This is a genomic window from Streptomyces ochraceiscleroticus (assembly GCF_000720485.1).
GTDB lineage: Bacteria > Actinomycetota > Actinomycetes > Streptomycetales > Streptomycetaceae > Streptomyces > Streptomyces ochraceiscleroticus.
In genome coordinates this window covers 34,782-54,417 of the sequence record NZ_JOAX01000014.1, presented here as the reverse complement: position 1 = coordinate 54,417, position 19,636 = coordinate 34,782, and the positions used below count along the sequence as shown (strand labels likewise).

Here is a 19,636-nt window from a genome sequence, read left to right as displayed (position 1 = left end):
CGGGGGGAGGCCGGGCCGCCGTTGCCCGGTACTGGTGACGTACGGGCGCTGCGCGCCGTCCGCGACTGGCGGCGCTTCGAGGCCGTCGTCACTCCGCCCGCAGGCCGACTGCCGGCCCGGGCCCTGCGTGCCGTCCGGGCCCTGTTCCGGCGCCGTACGCCCGCCTCAGCCCCCGTCGGCCACCGCCCGCACCCGCGCCAGGAAGTCCGGGAGCGCGCCCCGCACGGAGGCGGCAGTCCAGCCCAGCGCGGCTGAACCCACGTGGATCTCGGTCACCGCGACGCCCGGCACTTCTCCGCCCCACCAGCGGCGGAAGAGCGCCGTACGGGTCTCCTCCGCCTGCCGCAGGGCGGCCTCGTTCAGCACCTCGGGGGCGTGCGGCAGCCACACCTGGAAGTCGTGGGTGTGCGGCGGGTCGGGATGCACCCGGAACCACGGCACGCCGCACTCGGCCAGCCCCTCGGACAGCGCCCGCGCGACCACCTTGGCGTGCGCGACGTACTCCGGGAGGCGCGGCAGCTCCCGGTCCAGCCCGGTGAGCGCGGCGAGTGCGGCCGGCCACTGCTGGAACGGCAGGCCGCCGTACCGGTGCCGCCAGGCCCGCGCCTCGGCCACGAAGTCCTCGCTGCCGGCCAGCGCGGCGCCGGATATCCCGCCGAGTGACTTGTAGAACGACACGTACACGCTGTCGGCGAGATCGGCGATCTCCGGGAGCGGGCGCCCGAAGTGCGGCGCCGACTCCCACAGCCGCGCCCCGTCGAAATGCACCACCGCGTCCCGCTCCCGGGCCGCGTCGGCCACGGCCACCAGCTCGTCCCACGAGGGCAGCACGAAACCGGCATCCCGTAGCGGCAGTTCCAGCGCGAGCGTCCCGAAGGGCTCGTCCAGGCCGCGTACCTCCTCGGCGGTCGGCAGCCGGGGCTCCCGTGTCGGGTGGATCATGCGCAACCCGCTGACCACGGCGTACGCGTCCCGCTCGTGCACCTCCAGGTGCGACATGGGATGCCCGGCCACGGTGGCGCTGCCCGTACGCCCCGCCCAGCAGCGCAGCGCGACCTGCTGCGCCATCGCGCCGGTGGGGAAGAACGCGGCGGCCTCGGTGCCCAGCAGCTCCGCTGTCCGCCGCTCCAGGGTGCCGACGGCGCTCTCCTCGTCGGCGTAGAAGTCCACCGGGGTGTCCAGGTCGTACGCTCCGGGCGCGTCGGCGGTCAGCCGGGCCAGCCGCTCGGCGACGGTCTCGTCGCCGGCGCTGCGCATCAGTGCCCGGTCACAGCCGCGCCAGGCTGCGAGCCGGCGCGTCCGGTCGTCCTGGTCGGTCATGTGCTGCCCGCCCTCCTCGGCCCCGCTCGCGTACCGCGTGTACGCGGCCCGATCCTCCCGTATCGCCCCCCGGGCGGCGAGGGGAGTTTCGGTGCGGCCACGAGATGCCCGTCTCACCTGCCGTCCGTCCCTCGGGGCGCGCGCGGAACACCGCGTAGCATGACCAGGAAACGTCCGGTACCCCCCGCGGACTGGAACGGAAGGCCATTGCCGCGTGAATGAGAATCCCCTTACCGAGGCCCAGGACCGCCCCGCCCGGCTCACCGTCGGTGTCGTCGGGGCAGGCCGCGTAGGGCCCGCGCTCGCCGCGTCCCTGCAGCTCGCCGGGCACCACCCGGTCGCCGTCTCCGGCGTCTCCGACGCCTCCCGGCGGCGCGCCGCCGCGCTCCTGCCCGACGTGCCGCTCGTGACGCCGGAGGAGGTCCTCGCGCGCGCCGAGCTGGTGCTGCTGACGGTCCCCGACGACGCGCTGCCCGGCCTGGTCGCCGGGCTCGCGGAGACCGGCGCCGTGCGGCCGGGACAGCTCCTCGTGCACACCTCCGGACGGTTCGGCGCCGGCGTGCTGGCCGAGGCCACCCGGGCCGGCGCGCTGCCGCTGGCGCTGCACCCCGCCATGACGTTCACCGGCACCTCCGTGGACGTCCAGCGGCTGGCCGGCTGCTCCTTCGGGGTCACCGCGCCCGAGGAGCTGCGGATGGCCGCCGAGGCGCTGGTCATCGAGATGGGCGGCGAGCCCGAGTGGATCGAGGAGGCCGCCCGGCCGCTGTACCACGCGGCCCTGGCCATCGGTGCCAACCACCTCGTCACGCTGGTCGCCCAGTCCCTGGAGCTGCTGCGCGCGGCCGGGGTCGGCGCACCGGACCGGATGCTCGGACCGCTGCTGGGCGCCGCGCTGGACAACGCGCTGCGCTCCGGGGACGCCGCGCTGACCGGGCCGGTCGCACGCGGTGACGCCGGTACGGTCGCCGCGCACGTCGCGGAGTTGCGCAAGCACTCCCCGCAGGCGGTCGCCGGATACCTCGCCATGGCCCGTACGACGGCGGACCGGGCGCTCGCGCACGGTCTGCTCAAGCCGGAGCTCGCCGAGGACCTGCTCGGCGTGCTCGCCGGAGACCCGGACCGCACGGAGGGAGGCACCCGATGAACAGCACCGCGCAGCCGGCCGCTACGGACGCCCACATCCCGTCGGCCGCCCCCGCCCCCGCCCCCGCTCCCGCGCCCGTCGGCCGCCCCCGCCTGGTGAGCACCGCCGCCGAGCTGCGGGCCCTGCCGCGCCGCGGCCGCCGTGCCGTCGTGATGACGATGGGCGCGCTGCACGAGGGCCACGCGACGCTGGTCCGTACGGCACGCGCGCACGTCGGCCCCGAGGGGCAGGTCGTGGTCACCGTCTTCGTGAATCCCCTGCAGTTCGGCGCGGGCGAGGACCTGGACCGCTACCCGCGCACGCTGGACGCCGACATCGTGGTGGCCGGGTCGGCCGGCGCCGACGCGGTCTTCGCGCCGTCGGTCGAGGAGGTCTACCCGGGCGGCGAGCCCCAGGTGCGCATCAGCGCGGGCCCCATGGGTGACGTGCTGGAAGGCGCCTCGCGCCCCGGCCACTTCGACGGCATGGCCACCGTCGTCGCCAAGCTGCTCCACCTCACGGCACCGGACGTGGCCTTCTTCGGCCAGAAGGACGCCCAGCAGCTCGCCATAGTGACCCGTATGGCGCGCGACCTGAACTTCCCCGTGGAGATCGTCGGCGTGCCGACCGTACGGGAGGAGGACGGGCTGGCGCTCTCCAGCCGTAACCGCTACCTCTCGCCCGAGGAGCGCCGGACCGCGCTGGCCCTCTCGCGCGCCCTGTTCGCGGCCCGCGACCGGCTGGCCGCCGAAGAGGCGCTGCGGGTGCGCGCCGGGTCCGGTACGCACTCCGAGGCGCGTGCCGTGGGCCTGGCCGCGATGGGCGAGGACCGGGCGGCGGCCGACGCGCACGCCCTCGCCTACGTGGCGTCCGCCGGCAGCCCGCAGGGCCCGGCCGTGGCCCGTGCGGCGGCCCGCGCCGTCCTGGAGGACGCGGCGCGCTTCGACCCGCCGCTGGAGCTGGACTACCTGGAGCTGGTCGACCCGGACGGCTTCACGGTGCTCCCGGACGCGGAGCGGGCCCCGGACGACGGGCCGTACAAGGGCGGGTACGAAGGCGAGGCGGTGCTGGTCGTCGCCGCACGGGTCGGTACCACCCGCCTCATCGACAACATCCGCCTCACTTTCGGGCCCGCCGTACCGCAGAGCGGACCCCCGTCAGCAGGAGAGCCACGATGACCGCAGGAGCGCCCCGATGACCGAGGTGACCGGGCCCGGCATACGACTCGACGCCCCCGCGCCCGGCTGGGCCATCGACGCGGACGTCGTCGTGGTCGGCTCCGGCGTCGCAGGGCTGACCGCCGCGCTGCGCTGCGCGGCGGCCGGCCACCGTACGGTCGTGGTCACCAAGGCCCGGCTGGACGACGGCTCCACGCGCTGGGCGCAGGGCGGCATAGCCGCGGCCCTCGGCGAGGGCGACACCCCGGAGCAGCACCGCGACGACACGCTCGTGGCGGGCGCCGGGCTGTGCGACGAGGCGGCGGTCCGCACGCTGGTCACCGAGGGCCCGGACGCGGTTCGGCGGCTGATCGCCACGGGCGCGCGCTTCGACCCGGACGAGGACGGCGCAGGCATCGCGCTGACCCGCGAGGGCGGCCATCACCGGCGCCGGATCGCGCACGCGGGCGGCGACGCCACCGGCGCGGAGATCTCCCGCGCGCTGGTCGAGGCGGTACGCGCCAAGGGCCTGCGCACCATCGAGAACGCGCTCGTCCTGGACCTCCTCACGGACGCCGAAGGCCGTACGGCGGGCGTCACCCTGCACGTGATGGGCGAGGGCCAGCACGACGGCGTGGGCGCCGTGCACGCCCCGGCCGTGGTGCTCGCCACCGGCGGCATGGGCCAGGTCTTCTCGGCGACGACCAACCCGTCCGTCTCCACGGGCGACGGGGTCGCGCTGGCCCTCAGGGCCGGCGCCGAGATCTCCGACCTCGAATTCGTACAGTTCCACCCGACCGTGCTCTACCTGGGCCCGGAGGCCGAGGGGCAGCAGCCGCTGATCTCCGAGGCGGTGCGCGGCGAGGGCGCCCACCTCGTGGACGGTGACGGTGTCCGCTTCATGGTGGGGCAGCACGAGCTCGCCGAACTGGCGCCGCGCGACATCGTGGCGAAGGGCATCATGCGCCGCGCCCAGGAGCAGGGCACCGAGCACATGTACCTGGACGCGCGGCACTTCGGTGCGGCCATGTGGGAGCAGCGCTTCCCGACCATCCTGGCGGCCTGCCGCAGCCACGGCATCGACCCGGTCACCGAGCCGATCCCGGTCGCACCCGCCGCGCACTACGCCTCCGGTGGCGTACGGACCGATCTGCACGGCCGGACGACCGTGCCGGGCCTGTACGCGTGCGGCGAGGTCGCCTGCACCGGCGTGCACGGCGCGAACCGGCTCGCCTCCAACTCCCTCCTCGAGGGCCTGGTCTTCGCGGAACGCATCGCGGCCGACATCGGGCCGCGGCCGCTGCCGCGCCCCGGGGAGCCGCGGCTGCCCGAGGGCCCGCCCGTACCGCTGCTCGCGCCCGAGACGCGTTTCGAGATCCAGCGGATCATGACGGCGGGTGTCGGAGTGCTGCGGTCCGCCGACAGCATCGCGGGGGCCTACAAGGCGCTCGTACGGCTGACCTCCAGGGCGTCGGCGGAATCCGAGGAGGGCAAGTCCGCCGAGCCCGGCGTGGAAGCATGGGAGGCCACCAACCTCCTGCTGGTCGCGCGTGCCCTGGTTTCCGGTGCCCGGGCGCGCGAGGAGACCCGTGGCTGCCACTGGCGGGAGGACCACCCCGACCGGAACGACGAGGTCTGGCAGCGCCACTCCGTGGTCACCTTCCGCCCGCCCCACACGGTGGAATTCCGGGTCACGGACTCCGCCGACTTCCCCGCCACCCATCCCGAAACGGAGCCGAACCCGTGAGCACGCCCGACGACCTTCCCCTTCTCCAGATCGGCATGCCGGGGCAGAACCCGGACACCGGCGCAGGCGGTGGCTGCGGCGACGCCTGCGGCTGCGGCTCCGGCGACGACGCGTACGAGCTGGACCCGCTGGAGTGCGGCCTGGACCCGGACCTGGCCGCCCTGCTGGTGAACGAGGGGCTGGACCCGGTACAGGTCGAGGACATCGCGCACCTGGCCATCGAGGAGGACCTCGACCAGGGCGTGGACGTCACCACCGTCGCGACCATCCCCGAGGACGCCGTCGCCACCGCCGACTTCACCGCGCGCGACGCCGGTACGGTCGCGGGGCTGCGGGTCGCCGAGGCGGTGCTCTCCGTCGTGTGCACGGACGAGTTCGCGGTCGAGCGGCACGTCGAGGAGGGTGACCGGGTCGAGGCGGGGCAGAAGCTGATCTCGGTCACGGCCCGCACGCGCGATCTGCTCACCGGGGAGCGCAGCGCGCTGAACCTGCTGTGCCGGCTCTCCGGCATCGCCACCGCGACGCGTGCCTGGGCGGACGCCCTGGAGGGCACGAAGGCGCGGGTGCGCGACACCCGTAAGACGACGCCGGGCCTGCGGTCCCTGGAGAAGTTCGCCGTGCGCTGCGGCGGCGGCGTGAACCACCGCATGTCGCTCTCGGACGCGGCGCTCATCAAGGACAACCACGTCGTGGCCGCCGGCGGCGTCGCCGAGGCGTTCAAGGCCGTACGGACCGAGTTCCCCGGCGTGCCGATCGAGGTGGAGGTCGACCGCCTCGACCAGATCCCGCCGATCCTCGCCGAGGGCGCCGACCTGATCCTGCTGGACAACTTCACGCCGGAGCAGACCCGGGAGGCCGTGGAGCTGGTCGCGGGCCGCGCGATGCTGGAGTCCTCCGGCCGCCTGACCCTGGGCAACGCCCGTACGTACGCGGAGACCGGCGTGGACTACCTCGCGGTCGGCAGCCTCACGCACTCCTCGCCGATCCTGGACATCGGCCTGGACCTGCGCGAGGGCGGCGCGGACGAGGGAGCCGGGGAGGCCGGGGCCTGATGCTGCTGACCATCGACGTCGGTAACACCCATACAGTGTTGGGCCTGTTCGACGGTGAGGAGATCGTCGAGCACTGGCGGATCTCCACCGACGCCCGCCGTACCGCCGACGAGCTGGCCGTGCTGCTCAACGGCCTGATGGGGATGCACCCGCTGCTCGGCGAGGAGCTGGGCGACGGCATCGAGGGCATCTCGATCTGCTCGACGGTCCCCTCGGTCCTGCACGAGCTGCGCGAGGTCACCCGCCGCTACTACGGCGACGTGCCGGCCGTACTGGTCGAGCCGGGCGTGAAGACCGGCGTGCCGATCCTCATGGACAACCCCAAGGAGGTCGGCGCCGACCGCATCATCAACTCCCTCGCGGCCGTGGAGCTGTACGGCGGCCCGGCGGTCGTCGTGGACTTCGGCACGGCCACCACGTTCGACGCGGTGAGCGCGCGCGGTGAGTACGTGGGCGGCGTGATCGCGCCGGGCATCGAGATCTCGGTGGACGCGCTGGGCGTCAGGGGCGCGCAGCTCCGCAAGATCGAGCTGGCCCGGCCGCGCAGCGTCATCGGCAAGAACACCGTCGAGGCGATGCAGTCCGGCATCCTGTACGGCTTCGCCGGCCAGGTCGACGGCGTCGTCCAGCGGATGGCGCGGGAGCTGGCCGAGGACCCGGAGGAGGTGACCGTCATCGCCACGGGCGGGCTGGCTCCGATGGTGCTGGGCGAGTCCTCCACGATCGACATGCACGAACCCTGGCTCACCCTCATCGGGCTGCGCCTGGTGTACGAGCGCAACGTCGGGCGGCAATGAAGCGGCACTGAGCAGTGCAGAAGCGGAACTGAATACGGGGCGCCCCGCGGCGCCCCGTAAGGCGCGTCCCTAGCACTCTCCCGTGCGCCGCACCCGGGAATTCCAAATACCAGGGTTTTTGTCCGTTTAGTAATTAAAGTCGGGCCCATGCCCACGCCATACGGATACCGCGGCGGCATGGCGTTCAGCGCGGACGAACTGCGCGTGCTCCGCCGCGCCCTCGCCACCGCCCTCCAGCCCGCTTCCGTCCCCGTCCCCGCTCCCGCCGGTGCCGTCCCCGCGACCCGTGATCCGCGGCGCGCGCAACAGGTCCAGGAGTGCCTCCGGCTCGCCGAGGCGCTGGACGAGGCGGAGCGCGAAGGCGGCCGGCTGCGCGCCTTCCTCTTCGCCGACCTCGCCCGGTACCGCGACGCGCTCCCGGGCTCCGTACACGGCTATCTGGGGCGGCTCCAGGAGGCCCTGGCGGCCGGATACGCCCCGGGCCCGGACGACCTCGGCGCGCTCCGGGTGCTGCGCTCGGTGGACGCGGGACCGGCCGAGCGGGCCCGCCGCACGGCCCTGCTGCGCCGCTGCGAGCAGGCCGCCGAGCAGGCCGCCGAGCCCTCCGTGCGCGCCCGGCTGCGCGCCCTGCCCGGCGGCCGGCTGGCCGACGAGCCGGAGCGCCCGCCCGTCCCGCAGCCCGGTCAGCAGCCGCCGTCGAAGCCCCCGCAGCCCGGTCCGGCGGGCCCGCAGCCGGGCCGCCGCGGCCGTCCCGTACCCACCCCCGGCGAGGTCTTCCCGCCCCGCCGCAGGCCCTCCCCGCCCCCCGCGGCCCGGACGGCCTGAGCACGGCGCGTACTCTGGAACCCTCGTCGCACAAGGAGGCCCTCGGCATGGATTACGTATCGGCGCTGCTGCCCCCCGTAGTGATGGCCATTGCCTTCACCGCGGTCATCGTGACGATGATCAAGAGCCAGGGCGGCGCGAACAAGGCCAAGGAGGACGCGGCCGTGGACGCCGTTCTCCAGAGCGCCGAGTCCGCCCGCCAGGAGCCGAAGGCGCACGGCGCCTGAACCGCGCGCATCGGAGCGGTGTGATCCGCTCCGGTCTTCGAGCTTCGCGAATGTGACGTACGGCCCGGGATTGCACATCCCGGGCCGTACGCCTTTTTCTGCGATGAATCGGTCGCTCGCCGACGCGAACACGCGGCATTCTGGACATCTCCCACTATTGTTCTCGTGTGCCGAGACGTTTGGGTGAACTGGAAGATGCCGTCATGACGCGGGTCTGGCAGTGGAACCGGCCGGTAACCGTTCGGGAAGTACTCGAAGATCTGCAGAAGGAACGGTCCATCGCGTACACCACGGTGATGACCGTATTGGACAACCTTCACCAGAAGGGCTGGGTACGGCGAGAAGCGGAAGGCCGGGCCTATAGATATGAGGCGGTCTCCACTCGCGCCGCCTACTCGGCCGCACTGATGAACGAAGCGTGGTCCGTGAGCGACAACCCCGCGGCCGCCCTCGTCGCCTTCTTCGGGATGATGTCGCAGGAACAGCGGCAGGCCCTCAGCGATGCCATGCGCGTCGTCCAAGCGGGGACACCGGAGGAAGTCGCGGAACCCGGCTCCGGAGCGGGCGAGTCGGAACGATAGCGTCCTTGCATGCCACCGCTATCGAATGGCGTCACCGTCCGCCGGGCCCGGACCAGTGATGTGCCCGCCGTACGCCGCCTCATCGACTCCTACTCGCGTGACGGGATCCTGCTGGACAAAGCCACCGTCACGCTTTACGAGGACATCCAGGAGTTCTGGGTGGCCGAGCGCGACGAGGACGCCGAGGTGGTGGGCTGCGGCGCACTGCACGTCATGTGGGAAGACCTCGCGGAGGTCCGTACCCTCGCCGTCGCCCCGCAGCTCAAGGGCGCGGGCGTGGGACATCTGGTCCTGGACAAGCTGCTCCGTACAGCAAGCTGGCTGGGAGTGCGCCGTATTTTCTGTCTGACCTTCGAAGTCGACTTCTTCGCCAAGCACGGCTTCGTGGAGATCGGCGAGACTCCGGTCGACGGCGATGTCTACAGCGAGCTGCTGCGTTCCTATGACGAGGGCGTCGCCGAGTTCCTCGGTCTCGAACGAGTGAAGCCCAACACCCTAGGCAACAGTCGCATGCTTCTGCACCTGTGATCAGCCTTCTATGTCCGAATCGCGCCCCTATCTCATAGCTGTCGAAGCCGGTGTTCCCCGGACCTGTCGCATCTGAACCCGACCCGGGGGTTTGTGTTTTTCCCGGAAAAGCGGTTTGCTTTCCGTCGTAATCCACATTCGATGAAAGGGAAACCGGTGGCACAGAAGGTTCAGGTTCTTCTTGTCGACGACCTCGACGGTGGCGAGGCCGACGAGACGGTGACGTTCGCGCTCGACGGTAAGTCCTATGAGATCGACCTCAGCAACGGCAACGCGGAGAAGCTGCGCGACGCCCTTGAGACGTTCGTGAAGGCCGGCCGCCGTACCGGTCGTGCCGCGAGCGGCCGTGGCAAGGCGCGTGCCGCCTCGTCCGGCAACAAGGACACCGCTGAGATCCGTAAGTGGGCCAAGGAGAACGGCTACGAGGTCAATGACCGCGGCCGCGTCCCCGCGACCGTCCGCGAGGCGTACGAGAAGGCCAACGGCTGATCACCGCGGAAGCGATCCGTTCGACCTTTTCTTACGCGCAGCAACCGGGCCCGGTGGCATTCCGTCGCCGCCACGCTCACGAGCCGTACGAGGTCGGGGGCGCGCCCCATACGTGATGTACGGGGAACCCCACCACCGCCCCCGAGACCTGCCCCGCTCCCCGTGGAGGGCAGCGTCGCCTCGACATCGCAGCCCGGCTCCGGAGGCCGTACCCACGCGGCCCCCCACGGACCGACCCCCGCAGGCAGCCCAGGCCCCGCTGCCGGGACCGGCGCCGTCGCCTCTCGCGCGGCCGGCGTCCAGGGCGCCACAGGCGGTGGCGCGGGCATCAGGTCGCCGGAGCCGAGAGCGGTCAGCTCCAGGCCCACCGAGCCCCACTCCAGCCACTCCAGCACCCCTGGCAGCTCGTCCGCCGCGCCGGTGGCCACCAGAAGGCGCAGGACCGGCTCTCCGGGCTCCTGGGAGCTGTACGGGCGCCCCTGGCTCCTGCCGAGCGCGACCGGGCCCGTGCGCCCGGCACGGCGCAGCGTGGCGAATCCGGCGTCCGCGGGCATCTCCAGGACGTCGAAGCGGATTCCCGTGCGCAGCCGGAGCGGCTCCCCGCCGGCCGTCGGCCAGCCCAGCGCCTGCTCGTACCACTGCCGCGCCGCAGGGCCTGCGGCGAGCAGCGGATCGCGGGGGCGCGGGAGCGCGAGGGCCATGACCGGTGCAACTCCCGAAATGCTCAGAAGTTACGCTGGGTTGAGGTGTGGATACGTACCGTGCTCGTCCGATGGGTATAGGACGGGCGTGCGGGCGCGTAAAACGGCGCAAGGGTGTTCGCCCGTAGCGGAGTAAGGCGGGCCGCGCGGATGGACTGTCAGAGGCAGCGGGTAAGACTTTTCGCGAGGGGAGGGACGATGAATCGGCGCTCTGAGCGGGATGTACGCGACGGCCGCGCGAGAAGCGCGGGCGTGTCGGGCAAGGCCGCGTTCGCCATGGGCGTACTGGCATGGGGCGTATATGCCTGGCCTGCGGGAACATCGTCTCGCACCATCGGGTTGGAGCAGATGTCGGCTGTTCGGGGCAGGAGGCCAAGGACGGGTGTCGGCAGTTGGAATGAGCTGTCCCGCCCCGCGGGACTAGCATGCGGAAGGACAGGGAGGGGACCGACCCCTAACTGCCTGACCGCTCTGAGGAGCGATTAACGATGTTCGAGAGGTTCACCGACCGCGCGCGGCGGGTTGTCGTCCTGGCTCAGGAAGAAGCCCGGATGCTCAACCACAACTACATCGGCACCGAGCACATTCTCCTGGGCCTGATCCATGAGGGTGAGGGTGTCGCCGCTAAGGCCCTGGAGAGCCTCGGGATTTCGCTCGAGGCGGTCCGCCAGCAGGTGGAGGAGATCATTGGCCAGGGCCAGCAGGCCCCGTCCGGTCACATTCCCTTCACCCCCCGTGCCAAGAAGGTCCTGGAGCTGTCGCTCCGTGAGGCCCTTCAGCTCGGCCACAACTACATCGGCACCGAGCACATCCTGCTCGGCCTGATCCGCGAGGGGGAGGGCGTCGCCGCCCAGGTCCTCGTGAAGCTGGGCGCCGATCTGAACCGGGTGCGGCAGCAGGTCATCCAGCTGCTCTCCGGCTACCAGGGCAAGGAGACGGCCGCCGCGGGCGGCCCCGCCGAGGGCACGCCCTCGACCTCCCTCGTCCTGGACCAGTTCGGCCGCAATCTCACGCAGGCCGCTCGGGAGACCAAGCTCGACCCGGTCATCGGGCGCGAGAAGGAAATCGAGCGGGTCATGCAGGTGCTGTCCCGCCGTACGAAGAACAACCCGGTCCTCATCGGCGAGCCCGGCGTCGGCAAGACGGCGGTCGTCGAGGGCCTGGCCCAGGCCATCGTCAAGGGCGAGGTGCCCGAGACCCTCAAGGACAAGCACCTCTACACCCTCGACCTCGGTGCCCTGGTCGCCGGCTCCCGGTACCGCGGTGACTTCGAGGAGCGCCTGAAGAAGGTGCTCAAGGAGATCCGCACCCGCGGCGACATCATCCTGTTCATCGACGAGCTCCACACCCTGGTGGGTGCGGGTGCCGCCGAGGGCGCGATCGACGCCGCCAGCATCCTGAAGCCGATGCTGGCCCGCGGTGAGCTGCAGACCATCGGTGCGACCACGCTCGACGAGTACCGCAAGCACCTGGAGAAGGACGCGGCCCTCGAGCGCCGTTTCCAGCCGATCCAGGTCGCGGAGCCGTCGCTGCCGCACACGATCGAGATCCTCAAGGGCCTGCGCGACCGCTACGAGGCGCACCACCGCGTCTCGATCACGGACGAGGCGCTGGTCCAGGCGGCTCAGCTCGCCGACCGGTACATCTCCGACCGCTTCCTGCCGGACAAGGCGATCGACCTGATCGACGAGGCCGGTTCCCGGATGCGCATCCGCCGGATGACCGCGCCGCCGGACCTCCGCGAGTTCGACGAGAAGATCGCCGACGTGCGCCGGGAGAAGGAGTCCGCGATCGACTCGCAGGACTTCGAGATGGCCGCGGGCCTGCGCGACAAGGAGAAGCAGCTCCTGGCCGCGAAGGCGAAGCGGGAGAAGGAGTGGAAGGCCGGCGACATGGACGTCGTCGCCGAGGTCGACGGCGAGCTGATCGCCGAGGTCCTGGCCACGGCCACGGGCATCCCGGTCTTCAAGCTCACCGAGGAGGAGTCTTCCCGTCTCCTCCGCATGGAGGACGAGCTGCACAAGCGCGTCATCGGCCAGAAGGACGCCATCAAGGCGCTCTCGCAGGCCATCCGGCGTACGCGTGCCGGCCTGAAGGACCCGAAGCGCCCCGGCGGTTCGTTCATCTTCGCGGGCCCGTCCGGTGTCGGTAAGACCGAGCTGTCCAAGACGCTCGCCGAGTTCCTCTTCGGCGACGAGGACGCGCTGATCTCCCTCGACATGTCGGAGTTCAGCGAGAAGCACACGGTCTCCCGGCTCTTCGGTTCGCCTCCCGGCTACGTCGGCTACGAAGAGGGTGGCCAGCTGACCGAGAAGGTCCGCCGCAAGCCGTTCTCCGTGGTCCTCTTCGACGAGGTCGAGAAGGCCCACCCGGACATCTTCAACTCCCTGCTGCAGATCCTGGAGGACGGTCGCCTGACCGACTCCCAGGGCCGGGTCGTGGACTTCAAGAACACCGTCATCATCATGACGACGAACCTCGGCACGCGGGATATCTCCAAGGGCTTCAACCTGGGCTTCGCCGCCCAGGGTGACGTCAAGTCCGGCTACGAGCGGATGAAGAACAAGGTCAACGAAGAGCTCAAGCAGCACTTCCGGCCGGAGTTCCTGAACCGTGTCGATGACACGGTGGTCTTCCACCAGCTCACCGAGGAAGACATCATCCAGATCGTCGACCTGATGATCGCCAAGGTGGACGAGCGCCTCAAGGACCGCGACATGGGCATCGAGCTCAGCGCCGAGGCCAAGTCGCTGCTCGCCAAGCGCGGTTACGACCCGGTGCTGGGCGCCCGCCCGCTGCGCCGGACGATCCAGCGCGAGATCGAGGACGCCCTCTCGGAGAAGATCCTCTTCACCGAGCTGCGTCCGGGCCACATCGTGGTCGTCGATGTCGAGGGCGAGGGGGAGAACGCCAAGTTCACCTTCCGCGGCGAGGAGAAGTCGGCCCTGCCCGACGCCCCGCCGATCGAGTCCGCCGGCTCGGGCCCGAACCTGAGCAAGGACGCGTAAGCGCCACCGCAGCTCACCGCCGCTGCCCCGGAACCACCGCGTGGTTCCGGGGCAGCGGTGTTTTGCGTATGCCGGGGGTGCTCCTCGAAGGTCCGTCGCAAGCCCCTAGAGCTCCACGACCTCTATGCCCTCCGGCACGCCGGCCGGGCGCGGCAGCCTGCTGCCCACCAGGAGTGTGTCCAGGCGCGGGAAGGCGGCCAGCCAGTCCATCGGGACGCCCAGGTCGTAGGAGAGCCACAGCCGGGTCAGCCGCTCGGCGACGATGCCCTCGATGAGCTGGTCGGGCGTGAACCGTCCGGCGATCTGGAGGTGCGGCCGGCCGCCGAGCCGGCGCAGCGCGTGCAGCTCCTCCAGGTCGGACACCGGGAAGTACAGCTCGGCGTCGTCGAGGTGGGCGATGATCTCCCGCGCGTACCGCTCGGTGTCGTACCGCCGCCAGGCGCTCGCGAGCTGCGCCCGCACGTCCAGGTGCGGCCGCTCCCGCAGCCCGGTGAGGTAGTCGATGGCCATGTCGTCGCCGATGGAGGTGGCGGTGAGGGCGAGGAGGTACGCCTCGGCGTTGGTGGCCTTGGCCGGGTCCGGCAGCATCTCCAGGACGATCGGCCCGATCCAGCCCAGCGCGCGGGCCCCGGCCGCGGTGGTCGGCCGCATCATGTCGCGCGTGAAGCGCTGCACCCGCCCCCGGACCTCCGGGTCCAGCTCCGTGGCGTGCTCCAGGCAGGCGGCGGCCAGCAGCTTGCGGTGCCGGGCATCCGCGGCGCGTACGCCCGCGTGCGGCGCCAGCAGCCCGTTCAGCAGCGTCGCGCACTCGTCGGGCCGGGCGAGGGCGACCGCCATCCGGATGACGTCCTCCCACTCCGTGTGGTGCGCGTGGTCCAGCAGCAGGGCGAAATCGTGCTGCTGCACGGTGGCCCGCGCGGCCAGATAGTCCTGGAACGTCCGGTGTACGAAGTCCACCGTGCCGGGCGTCGTTTCGCGCAGCAGACCCGTGCGGTTCAGCAGATGCCGGTAGACGTCCTCGGCGTCGCCCTGGCGGGCCGCGTCGGGAATGGCGGGCAGGTGCTGGGCCAGGGTGTCCACGGCGACGTCGCGGTCCATCTCGGACCGGCCGTTGACCAGCATCCAGCGCGCCAGCTTCTGCAGAAGCTGTATTTTCGGCTGCCGCGGCAGGTCGATGGCGTCGGTGGCCACCATCGCCCGCTCCCGGTCCCGCCGCTCCAGCAGCATCGACAGCCCCGCGTCGTACAGCTCCTTGCGCCCGCTGGGCAGATAGCCGCGCCGGTCCCGGTGGAGCGCGCACAGCAGCCCGCACATCAGCGGGTTGGTCGCCAGCCGCCCCAGGTCCCGGGTGATGCGTACGGCGTTCAGCAGCGTCCGCTCGTAGTGCCCGAGCCGGTCCAGGTCGGCGGGCGACTGCTGGGCCGCGGCGCGGTGCCAGCGCTGGATGAACGCCGCGACGTCCTCGCGGCTCATCGGTGCCAGCCGCAGCTCGGTGAACCCGTCGGCGGCCAGCCAGTCCTCCGGCACGGCGGACGGCCGGGAGGTCACCACCCAGACGTTGCCCGGGTACTGCTCCGCCCAGTCGCGCAGCCGCAGCCGGAGCCGCTCGCGGTCGTCCTCCGGCGCCTCGTCCACGCCGTCGACCAGCAGCAGCCCGCGGCCGGCCCGCAGCACCCGCTCCGCCCAGCCGGGGGGCTGCGCGTCCGCGCCCGGGTATCCCATGGCCGCCAGGAAGCCGTCCGGCGACGGGATGCCGGAGCGGGACGCGAAGCGGCGTACGGGCAGCAGGAACGGTACCCGGCCGTGCAGCTCCGCGGCCAGTGCCTCGGGCGGCTCGCCGCGCGCCGTGGCGACCGCCAGCCACTGCAGCAGCGTCGTCTTGCCGGACCCCGCGACGCCCCGTACGAGCACCTTGTCCAGCCCGGCAAGCGCCTGCTCGGCGGGGACGGGCGGGGCCTGCGGCCCCGGGTCGCGCTGTTCGTGCGGTGCCGCGGGCAGCCGTGGCTGCCCGCGCTCGCACTGCAGCCCCAGGTAGGCCGCGTCCAGCGGCCAGCTGTCCGGCGAGTGCGCGAGGTCGATGCCGAAGATCGTGAGGTGGTTGTGGAGCACGGTGGTGTCCCGCGCGAACCGCTCCTCGAAGGCGGCGTCGTCGGCGGGCGCCGCGGGTACTGATGCCTCGTCGGGCCGGGGCCCGGGTGCGGCCTGCTCCGCCAGCCGCCGGGTCTCCTCCACGAGCGTGCGCGCGACGAAGTCCGACCGCTGTGTGAGGAAGTACAGGAGGTGTACGGCCACGGCGTCGAGCACGACCGTGAGCAGCGCGCTGCCGTCGGGGGCCAGCCCGTGCTCCGCTTCCGGTGCGGCGACGCGCAGCCGGCGCGCGAAGTCGGCGGGCGGGAGCTGTACGGCCTGCCAGTCGTCCAGCCCGCTCGCGCCGAGTACCCCGAGCGTGTGCGCCAGCGCGCCGGCCACCGGACGCGCCGCCGCCTCGTCGGGGGCGGCGATCGCCACGAGCCGCCCGGCGAGCGCTTCGAGGTCCTCCCCGCTGAGCGCCGGCTTCTCCCCGCGGAAGGCGACGAGCCGCGCGAGGGGCACCGGCCGGTCGGCCGGCACGCCCGCCTCCGCCGCCTCCTCCGCGCTCACGAACAGCGCTCTCACGAGCGGCGTGACGGCTTCGGGAGTGAGACGGGCGGCGGCGGTCGTGGGATCCATGCGGCGGTGTCCCCCGGTAACTGGTGAGCGCGGGCAACGCGGTTGGGGACTCAGGGTAGGGGAGTGAAGGCGATGCGGGAGAGGGGGTTACCCGGCCCGGTGGTGTAGAGATTCCGCAGTCCCGGAAAGTGGCGAGTCACGGCTTCCGGGTCGGGCTGCTCCCCTGTACGCGAGAAGAGTCTGAGGTCGGTGAGCCCGGGCATCGTGAACCCGGCCGGGCAGGCGGCCAGGCAGTCGGCGTCCATGCTGAGCCACCTCAGTGACTCCAGCGCCGCGATCTCCGCCCAGCCGGCGGCGTCCTGTGGGAAGGCAGGAGGGTCGAGCAGGAGTTCCCGGAGGTCCGGCCACGCCTGCAGACCGACAGGGGCGGACCAGTCGCGGGACGCGCTGCCGCCCAGTCGCAGGAGCCGCAGCGGCGCGCCCTTCGGCAGCTCGTCGACGTGCCAGGGGGTGTTCGGCAGGTGCACCGTCAGGTGGCGGAGGCCGGTCAGCGAGGCGAGCGGGCGCAGGTCGTGGGCGCCGGGGAGGTCGAAGAGCGACAGCCGCTCGAGGGGGAGGCCGGAGAGCGGGGACAGATCGCTGACCGGTGCGGCGGACAAGGTCAGGTCCCTGAGTCCCGGCACGTCCCGCAGGAAACCGAGGTCGGTGATGTGGTCGGACGCGATGCGCAGGACCGTGACCCCGGCCTCCCGGGCGTACGAGGCGAGCGCCTCCTGCGACACCTCGCCCCGTACGTCGATCCGCTCGCGGCCGCCCAACCCGAGCAGAATGCGCAGCTGTTCGTCGTTGTGCACGCTGAACCGCAGCCCGTCCGGATCGAGGTGCCGGACGACCTCCTCCGCGTACCGCTCCGCGTCGAACCGGTGCCACGCCCAGACGAGTTGCGAGCGGACCCGGAGCGCCGGATGGTCCCGGAAGCGCGCCAGTACGGGCAGTGCGCGGTCCGACTCCACATTCGACGCGGCCACCGTGACCGCGACCGCCTCGTCGTCGCTCAACCCCTCCGGGCCCGGCAGGAACTCCAGTACCAGCGATCCCGCCGCCGCCAGCTCCCGGGCCTCCTCCGCGGAGCGGGGCGGCAGCAGCTCCGCCGTCCGTTCCTCCACGGCCCGGCGGACCACCGGGTCCAGTTCGGAGGCGTGTTCCAGGCAGGCCAGCGCGAGGAGCTGGATGCGGGTGCGTACCGTACGCTCGTCCGCGCCGCTCGCGGCGTCCGCGCGAGCCAGCAATTCCCGCAGGATCTCCGCCCGTTCGCGCGGCCGGCCGTGGGCGACCGCCATCCGGATCACGTCCTCCCACTGGGAGTCGTGTGCGTGGGCGATCAGCAGTCCGATGTCCCACTCCTCGACCGCGGCCCGCGCGCCCAGGTAGTCCTGGAAGGTGCGGTGCACGAAGTGGACGGCGCCCGGGGCCGGTTCGCGCAGCAGGCCGCTGCGGAGCAGCAGGTGCCGGAAGACCGCGGCCGCGTCGCCCTGGGCCGCCGCCGCGGGCACGGCCGGCAGCGCGTCCGCGATGATGCGCTCGGCGTGCTCCCGGTCCAGCTCCGTCCGGCCGTTGCGGATCAGCCAGTACGCGAGCCGCTGGAGGAGCTGGATCTGCGGCTCGTCGCTCAGCTCGATGCCGTCCGGGCCGTCCATGTCGCGCTCGCGGTCGCGGCGCGAGAGCAGCATCGTCAGCGCCGCGTCGTACAGCTCCTTGCGCCCGTGCGGCAGGTAGCCGCGCCGGTCCCGGTGGAGCGCGCAGATCAGCCCGCACATCAGGGGGTTGGTGGCCAGCCGCGCCAGGTCCGCCTTGGTGCGTACGGCGTGCAGCAGCGACTGTTCGTACGCGGCCAGCCGGTCCTCGTCCGCCGGGGCGTCCGCGCGGGCCGCCGCGTGCCAGCGCCCGATGAACAGGGCCACGCCGTCCCGGCTCATCGGCGCGAGCGTCAGCTCCGTGAAGCCGTCGGCCGCGAGCCAGTCCTCGCGCACGGCGGAGGGGCGCGAGGTCACCATCCACAGGTTGTGCGGGAACGCGTCGAGGAGGTCGCGCAGCCAGCGCCGGGTCCGGTCCCGCTCCCGTTCCGGTATCTCGTCCAGCCCGTCCACGAGGACCAGCCCGCGCCCGCTCGTCAGGACCCGGTGCGCCCAGCCGTCCGGCTGCGCGCCGGACACCGGGCAGCCGACGGCCGCGAGGAAGCGGTCGGGCGTGGGGAGGTCCGCGCCGGCGCGCTGGAGCGTCCGCAGGGGCAGGACGAAGGGGATGCGCCCGTAGAGGTGCGGCATCGCGACCGCGTCGCCCGCCGGGGTGCAGGAGACCGCGAGCCACTGCACCAGCGTGCTCTTGCCGGAGCCCGCCACGCCGCGCAGCAGGACCCGGCTGTGCCCGGCGAGCGCGTGGTCGGCGGGGACCGGCGGCGCGTGCGGGGCCGGGGCGTCGTCCAGGCCGGTGAAGAACGTGTCCTCGGCGGCGGGGAGCGCGCGGTCCGCGTACGTCGCCTCCAGGCTCATGTACGCCGCGTCCAGTGGCCACCGGTCCGGGGAATGTGCCAGGTCGATGCCGTAGATCGTCAGCCGGCCGTGCTTCTTGCCGAGGTAGGCGAGGTAGTCCCGCTCGAAGGCGGTGTCCGCGGCCCGTGGTGAGGGATTCCGCGCGATGAGCTCGTCGGTCAGCGTGACGAGCCGGTCCAGGCTCCGGCTGTGCTGGACGAGGGTGCGCGCGACAAAGGTCGAGCGCTGGGTGAAGAAGTGCACGATGTGCAGGCAGGCCACGCCGAGCAGGGCGTCGTGCAGCAGTCCGGCGTCCCGGGAGAGCGCGTCGAGCCGGGCCCCGTTGGCCCGCCGCAGCCGCTCCGCGAGCGCGGGGGCGCCGAGCTGGACGGCCTGTACGTCGTCCATGGCCAGCTCGCCCAGGCCGTACAGGGTCCGCGCGAGCGCGTCGGCGACGGCACTCTCCTCGTCGGCGGGGACGGGCCGCTCGCCGGGCCCGGCCGCGCGCACCGCGCGTGTGACCAGCTCCTCGGCGATCTTCCGCAGATCGCCCTCGGTGAGCGTGCGCTTCTCGCCCGTGAACGACACCAGCGCCGACACCCGTACCGGCTTCTCCGCCAGGCCCGCGCCGGGCCCCTCCTTCACGAAGAGCCGCTTCACGAGCGGCGCGACGATGGACGACGCCAGCCGCGCGCCGAGTGCCGAGGGGTCCATACCAGGCCCTCCCCCTTCTTTCCGCCGGGCCGGATGCGGCCTATTACGTTACCGGGATCACAGGCCCTTGGTCCCGAAACGGACATACCAAGGGCCTCGCGCAAAGCGGACGGAACGGGGGGTTCGGTGACATGCCGCACAGCGGATTCCGGGCCTACTAAAGGCCATAGGAAAGGCGCCGGACAGTACT

Annotated in this window: 15 protein-coding genes; 11 read left to right on the top strand and 4 right to left on the bottom strand. The window is 72.4% G+C overall.

Annotation, left to right across the window (positions count from 1 at the left end):
• Positions 1-165 precede the first annotated feature (165 nt).
• Positions 166-1,320, bottom strand: coding sequence for a threonine aldolase family protein (locus IG84_RS0118940; protein ID WP_037800569.1), 1,155 nt, complete (start codon positions 1,318-1,320; stop codon positions 166-168).
• A gap of 214 nt (positions 1,321-1,534) precedes the next feature.
• On the opposite strand from IG84_RS0118940, the gene IG84_RS0118935 reads away from it, so the two are divergent.
• The 10 genes from IG84_RS0118935 (at position 1,535) to IG84_RS0118890 (ending at position 9,846) form a co-directional block, all read left to right on the top strand.
• Entirely contained in the window at positions 1,535-2,464 is a 930-nt protein-coding gene (locus IG84_RS0118935; protein WP_031058470.1) for a Rossmann-like and DUF2520 domain-containing protein, read from the top strand.
• Entirely contained in the window at positions 2,461-3,621 is a 1,161-nt protein-coding gene (gene panC, locus IG84_RS0118930) for a pantoate--beta-alanine ligase (protein ID WP_078649019.1), read from the top strand. The genes IG84_RS0118935 and panC overlap by 4 nt, the downstream gene beginning before the upstream one ends.
• Positions 3,622-3,646: 25 nt before the next feature.
• The gene (locus IG84_RS0118925; protein WP_031058466.1) at positions 3,647-5,347 is read left to right on the top strand and encodes an L-aspartate oxidase; all 1,701 of its coding nucleotides are present in this window, start codon (positions 3,647-3,649) and stop codon (positions 5,345-5,347) included.
• 35 nt (positions 5,348-5,382) lie between these two features.
• The gene (gene nadC, locus IG84_RS0118920) at positions 5,383-6,399 is read left to right on the top strand and encodes a carboxylating nicotinate-nucleotide diphosphorylase (protein WP_211266487.1); all 1,017 of its coding nucleotides are present in this window, start codon (positions 5,383-5,385) and stop codon (positions 6,397-6,399) included.
• A complete protein-coding gene (locus tag IG84_RS0118915) occupies positions 6,399-7,196 on the top strand; it encodes a type III pantothenate kinase (RefSeq protein ID WP_031058461.1) in 798 nt (265 codons plus the stop codon). Before nadC ends, IG84_RS0118915 begins: the two co-directional genes overlap by 1 nt.
• 147 nt (positions 7,197-7,343) lie before the next feature.
• Positions 7,344-8,021, top strand: coding sequence for a hypothetical protein (locus IG84_RS0118910; RefSeq protein WP_169749885.1), 678 nt, complete (start codon positions 7,344-7,346; stop codon positions 8,019-8,021).
• A gap of 47 nt (positions 8,022-8,068) precedes the next feature.
• Positions 8,069-8,248 (top strand): hypothetical protein, encoded by a 180-nt coding sequence (locus tag IG84_RS0118905; RefSeq protein ID WP_030260426.1) that lies wholly within the window; start codon positions 8,069-8,071, stop codon positions 8,246-8,248.
• Between the two features lie 167 nt (positions 8,249-8,415).
• Complete coding sequence (locus IG84_RS40710; protein WP_107053915.1) at positions 8,416-8,829, top strand: BlaI/MecI/CopY family transcriptional regulator; 414 nt, start codon at positions 8,416-8,418, stop codon at positions 8,827-8,829.
• Between the two features lie 9 nt (positions 8,830-8,838).
• Positions 8,839-9,357 (top strand): amino-acid N-acetyltransferase, encoded by a 519-nt coding sequence (locus tag IG84_RS40705; protein WP_063761818.1) that lies wholly within the window; start codon positions 8,839-8,841, stop codon positions 9,355-9,357.
• A 156-nt stretch (positions 9,358-9,513) separates the two neighbouring features.
• A complete protein-coding gene (locus tag IG84_RS0118890) occupies positions 9,514-9,846 on the top strand; it encodes a histone-like nucleoid-structuring protein Lsr2 (RefSeq protein ID WP_030260437.1) in 333 nt (110 codons plus the stop codon).
• Here IG84_RS0118890 and IG84_RS0118885 read toward each other — a convergent pair.
• Entirely contained in the window at positions 9,777-10,547 is a 771-nt protein-coding gene (locus tag IG84_RS0118885) for an SCO3374 family protein (RefSeq protein ID WP_037800567.1), read from the bottom strand. The genes IG84_RS0118890 and IG84_RS0118885 overlap by 70 nt on opposite strands.
• A gap of 488 nt (positions 10,548-11,035) precedes the next feature.
• Between IG84_RS0118885 and IG84_RS0118880 the strand changes: the two genes are divergently transcribed.
• Complete coding sequence (locus tag IG84_RS0118880) at positions 11,036-13,555, top strand: ATP-dependent Clp protease ATP-binding subunit (RefSeq protein ID WP_031058449.1); 2,520 nt, start codon at positions 11,036-11,038, stop codon at positions 13,553-13,555.
• Between the two features lie 105 nt (positions 13,556-13,660).
• Here IG84_RS0118880 and IG84_RS0118875 read toward each other — a convergent pair whose 3' ends face one another.
• Both IG84_RS0118875 and IG84_RS0118870 read right to left on the bottom strand, forming a co-directional pair.
• Positions 13,661-16,264, bottom strand: coding sequence for an NACHT domain-containing protein (locus IG84_RS0118875; protein ID WP_031058447.1), 2,604 nt, complete (start codon positions 16,262-16,264; stop codon positions 13,661-13,663).
• A 50-nt stretch (positions 16,265-16,314) separates the two neighbouring features.
• Entirely contained in the window at positions 16,315-19,446 is a 3,132-nt protein-coding gene (locus tag IG84_RS0118870) for an NACHT domain-containing protein (protein ID WP_051861987.1), read from the bottom strand.
• Positions 19,447-19,636: the final 190 nt, after the last annotated feature.

What these genes read in the sequence shown, in the direction of transcription:
- IG84_RS0118940 (WP_037800569.1), bottom strand. Translation starts at nt 1,320, where the DNA reads ATGACCGACCAGGACGACCGGACGCGCCGGCTCGCAGCCTGGCGCGGC.
- panC (WP_078649019.1), top strand. Translation starts at nt 2,461, where the DNA reads ATGAACAGCACCGCGCAGCCGGCCGCTACGGACGCCCACATCCCGTCG.
- nadC (WP_211266487.1), top strand. Translation starts at nt 5,383, where the DNA reads ATGCCGGGGCAGAACCCGGACACCGGCGCAGGCGGTGGCTGCGGCGAC.
- IG84_RS0118915 (WP_031058461.1), top strand. Translation starts at nt 6,399, where the DNA reads ATGCTGCTGACCATCGACGTCGGTAACACCCATACAGTGTTGGGCCTG.
- IG84_RS0118910 (WP_169749885.1), top strand. Translation starts at nt 7,344, where the DNA reads ATGCCCACGCCATACGGATACCGCGGCGGCATGGCGTTCAGCGCGGAC.
- IG84_RS0118905 (WP_030260426.1), top strand. Translation starts at nt 8,069, where the DNA reads ATGGATTACGTATCGGCGCTGCTGCCCCCCGTAGTGATGGCCATTGCC.
- IG84_RS40705 (WP_063761818.1), top strand. Translation starts at nt 8,839, where the DNA reads ATGCCACCGCTATCGAATGGCGTCACCGTCCGCCGGGCCCGGACCAGT.
- IG84_RS0118885 (WP_037800567.1), bottom strand. Translation starts at nt 10,547, where the DNA reads ATGGCCCTCGCGCTCCCGCGCCCCCGCGATCCGCTGCTCGCCGCAGGC.
- IG84_RS0118880 (WP_031058449.1), top strand. Translation starts at nt 11,036, where the DNA reads ATGTTCGAGAGGTTCACCGACCGCGCGCGGCGGGTTGTCGTCCTGGCT.
- IG84_RS0118875 (WP_031058447.1), bottom strand. Translation starts at nt 16,264, where the DNA reads ATGGATCCCACGACCGCCGCCGCCCGTCTCACTCCCGAAGCCGTCACG.
- IG84_RS0118870 (WP_051861987.1), bottom strand. Translation starts at nt 19,446, where the DNA reads ATGGACCCCTCGGCACTCGGCGCGCGGCTGGCGTCGTCCATCGTCGCG.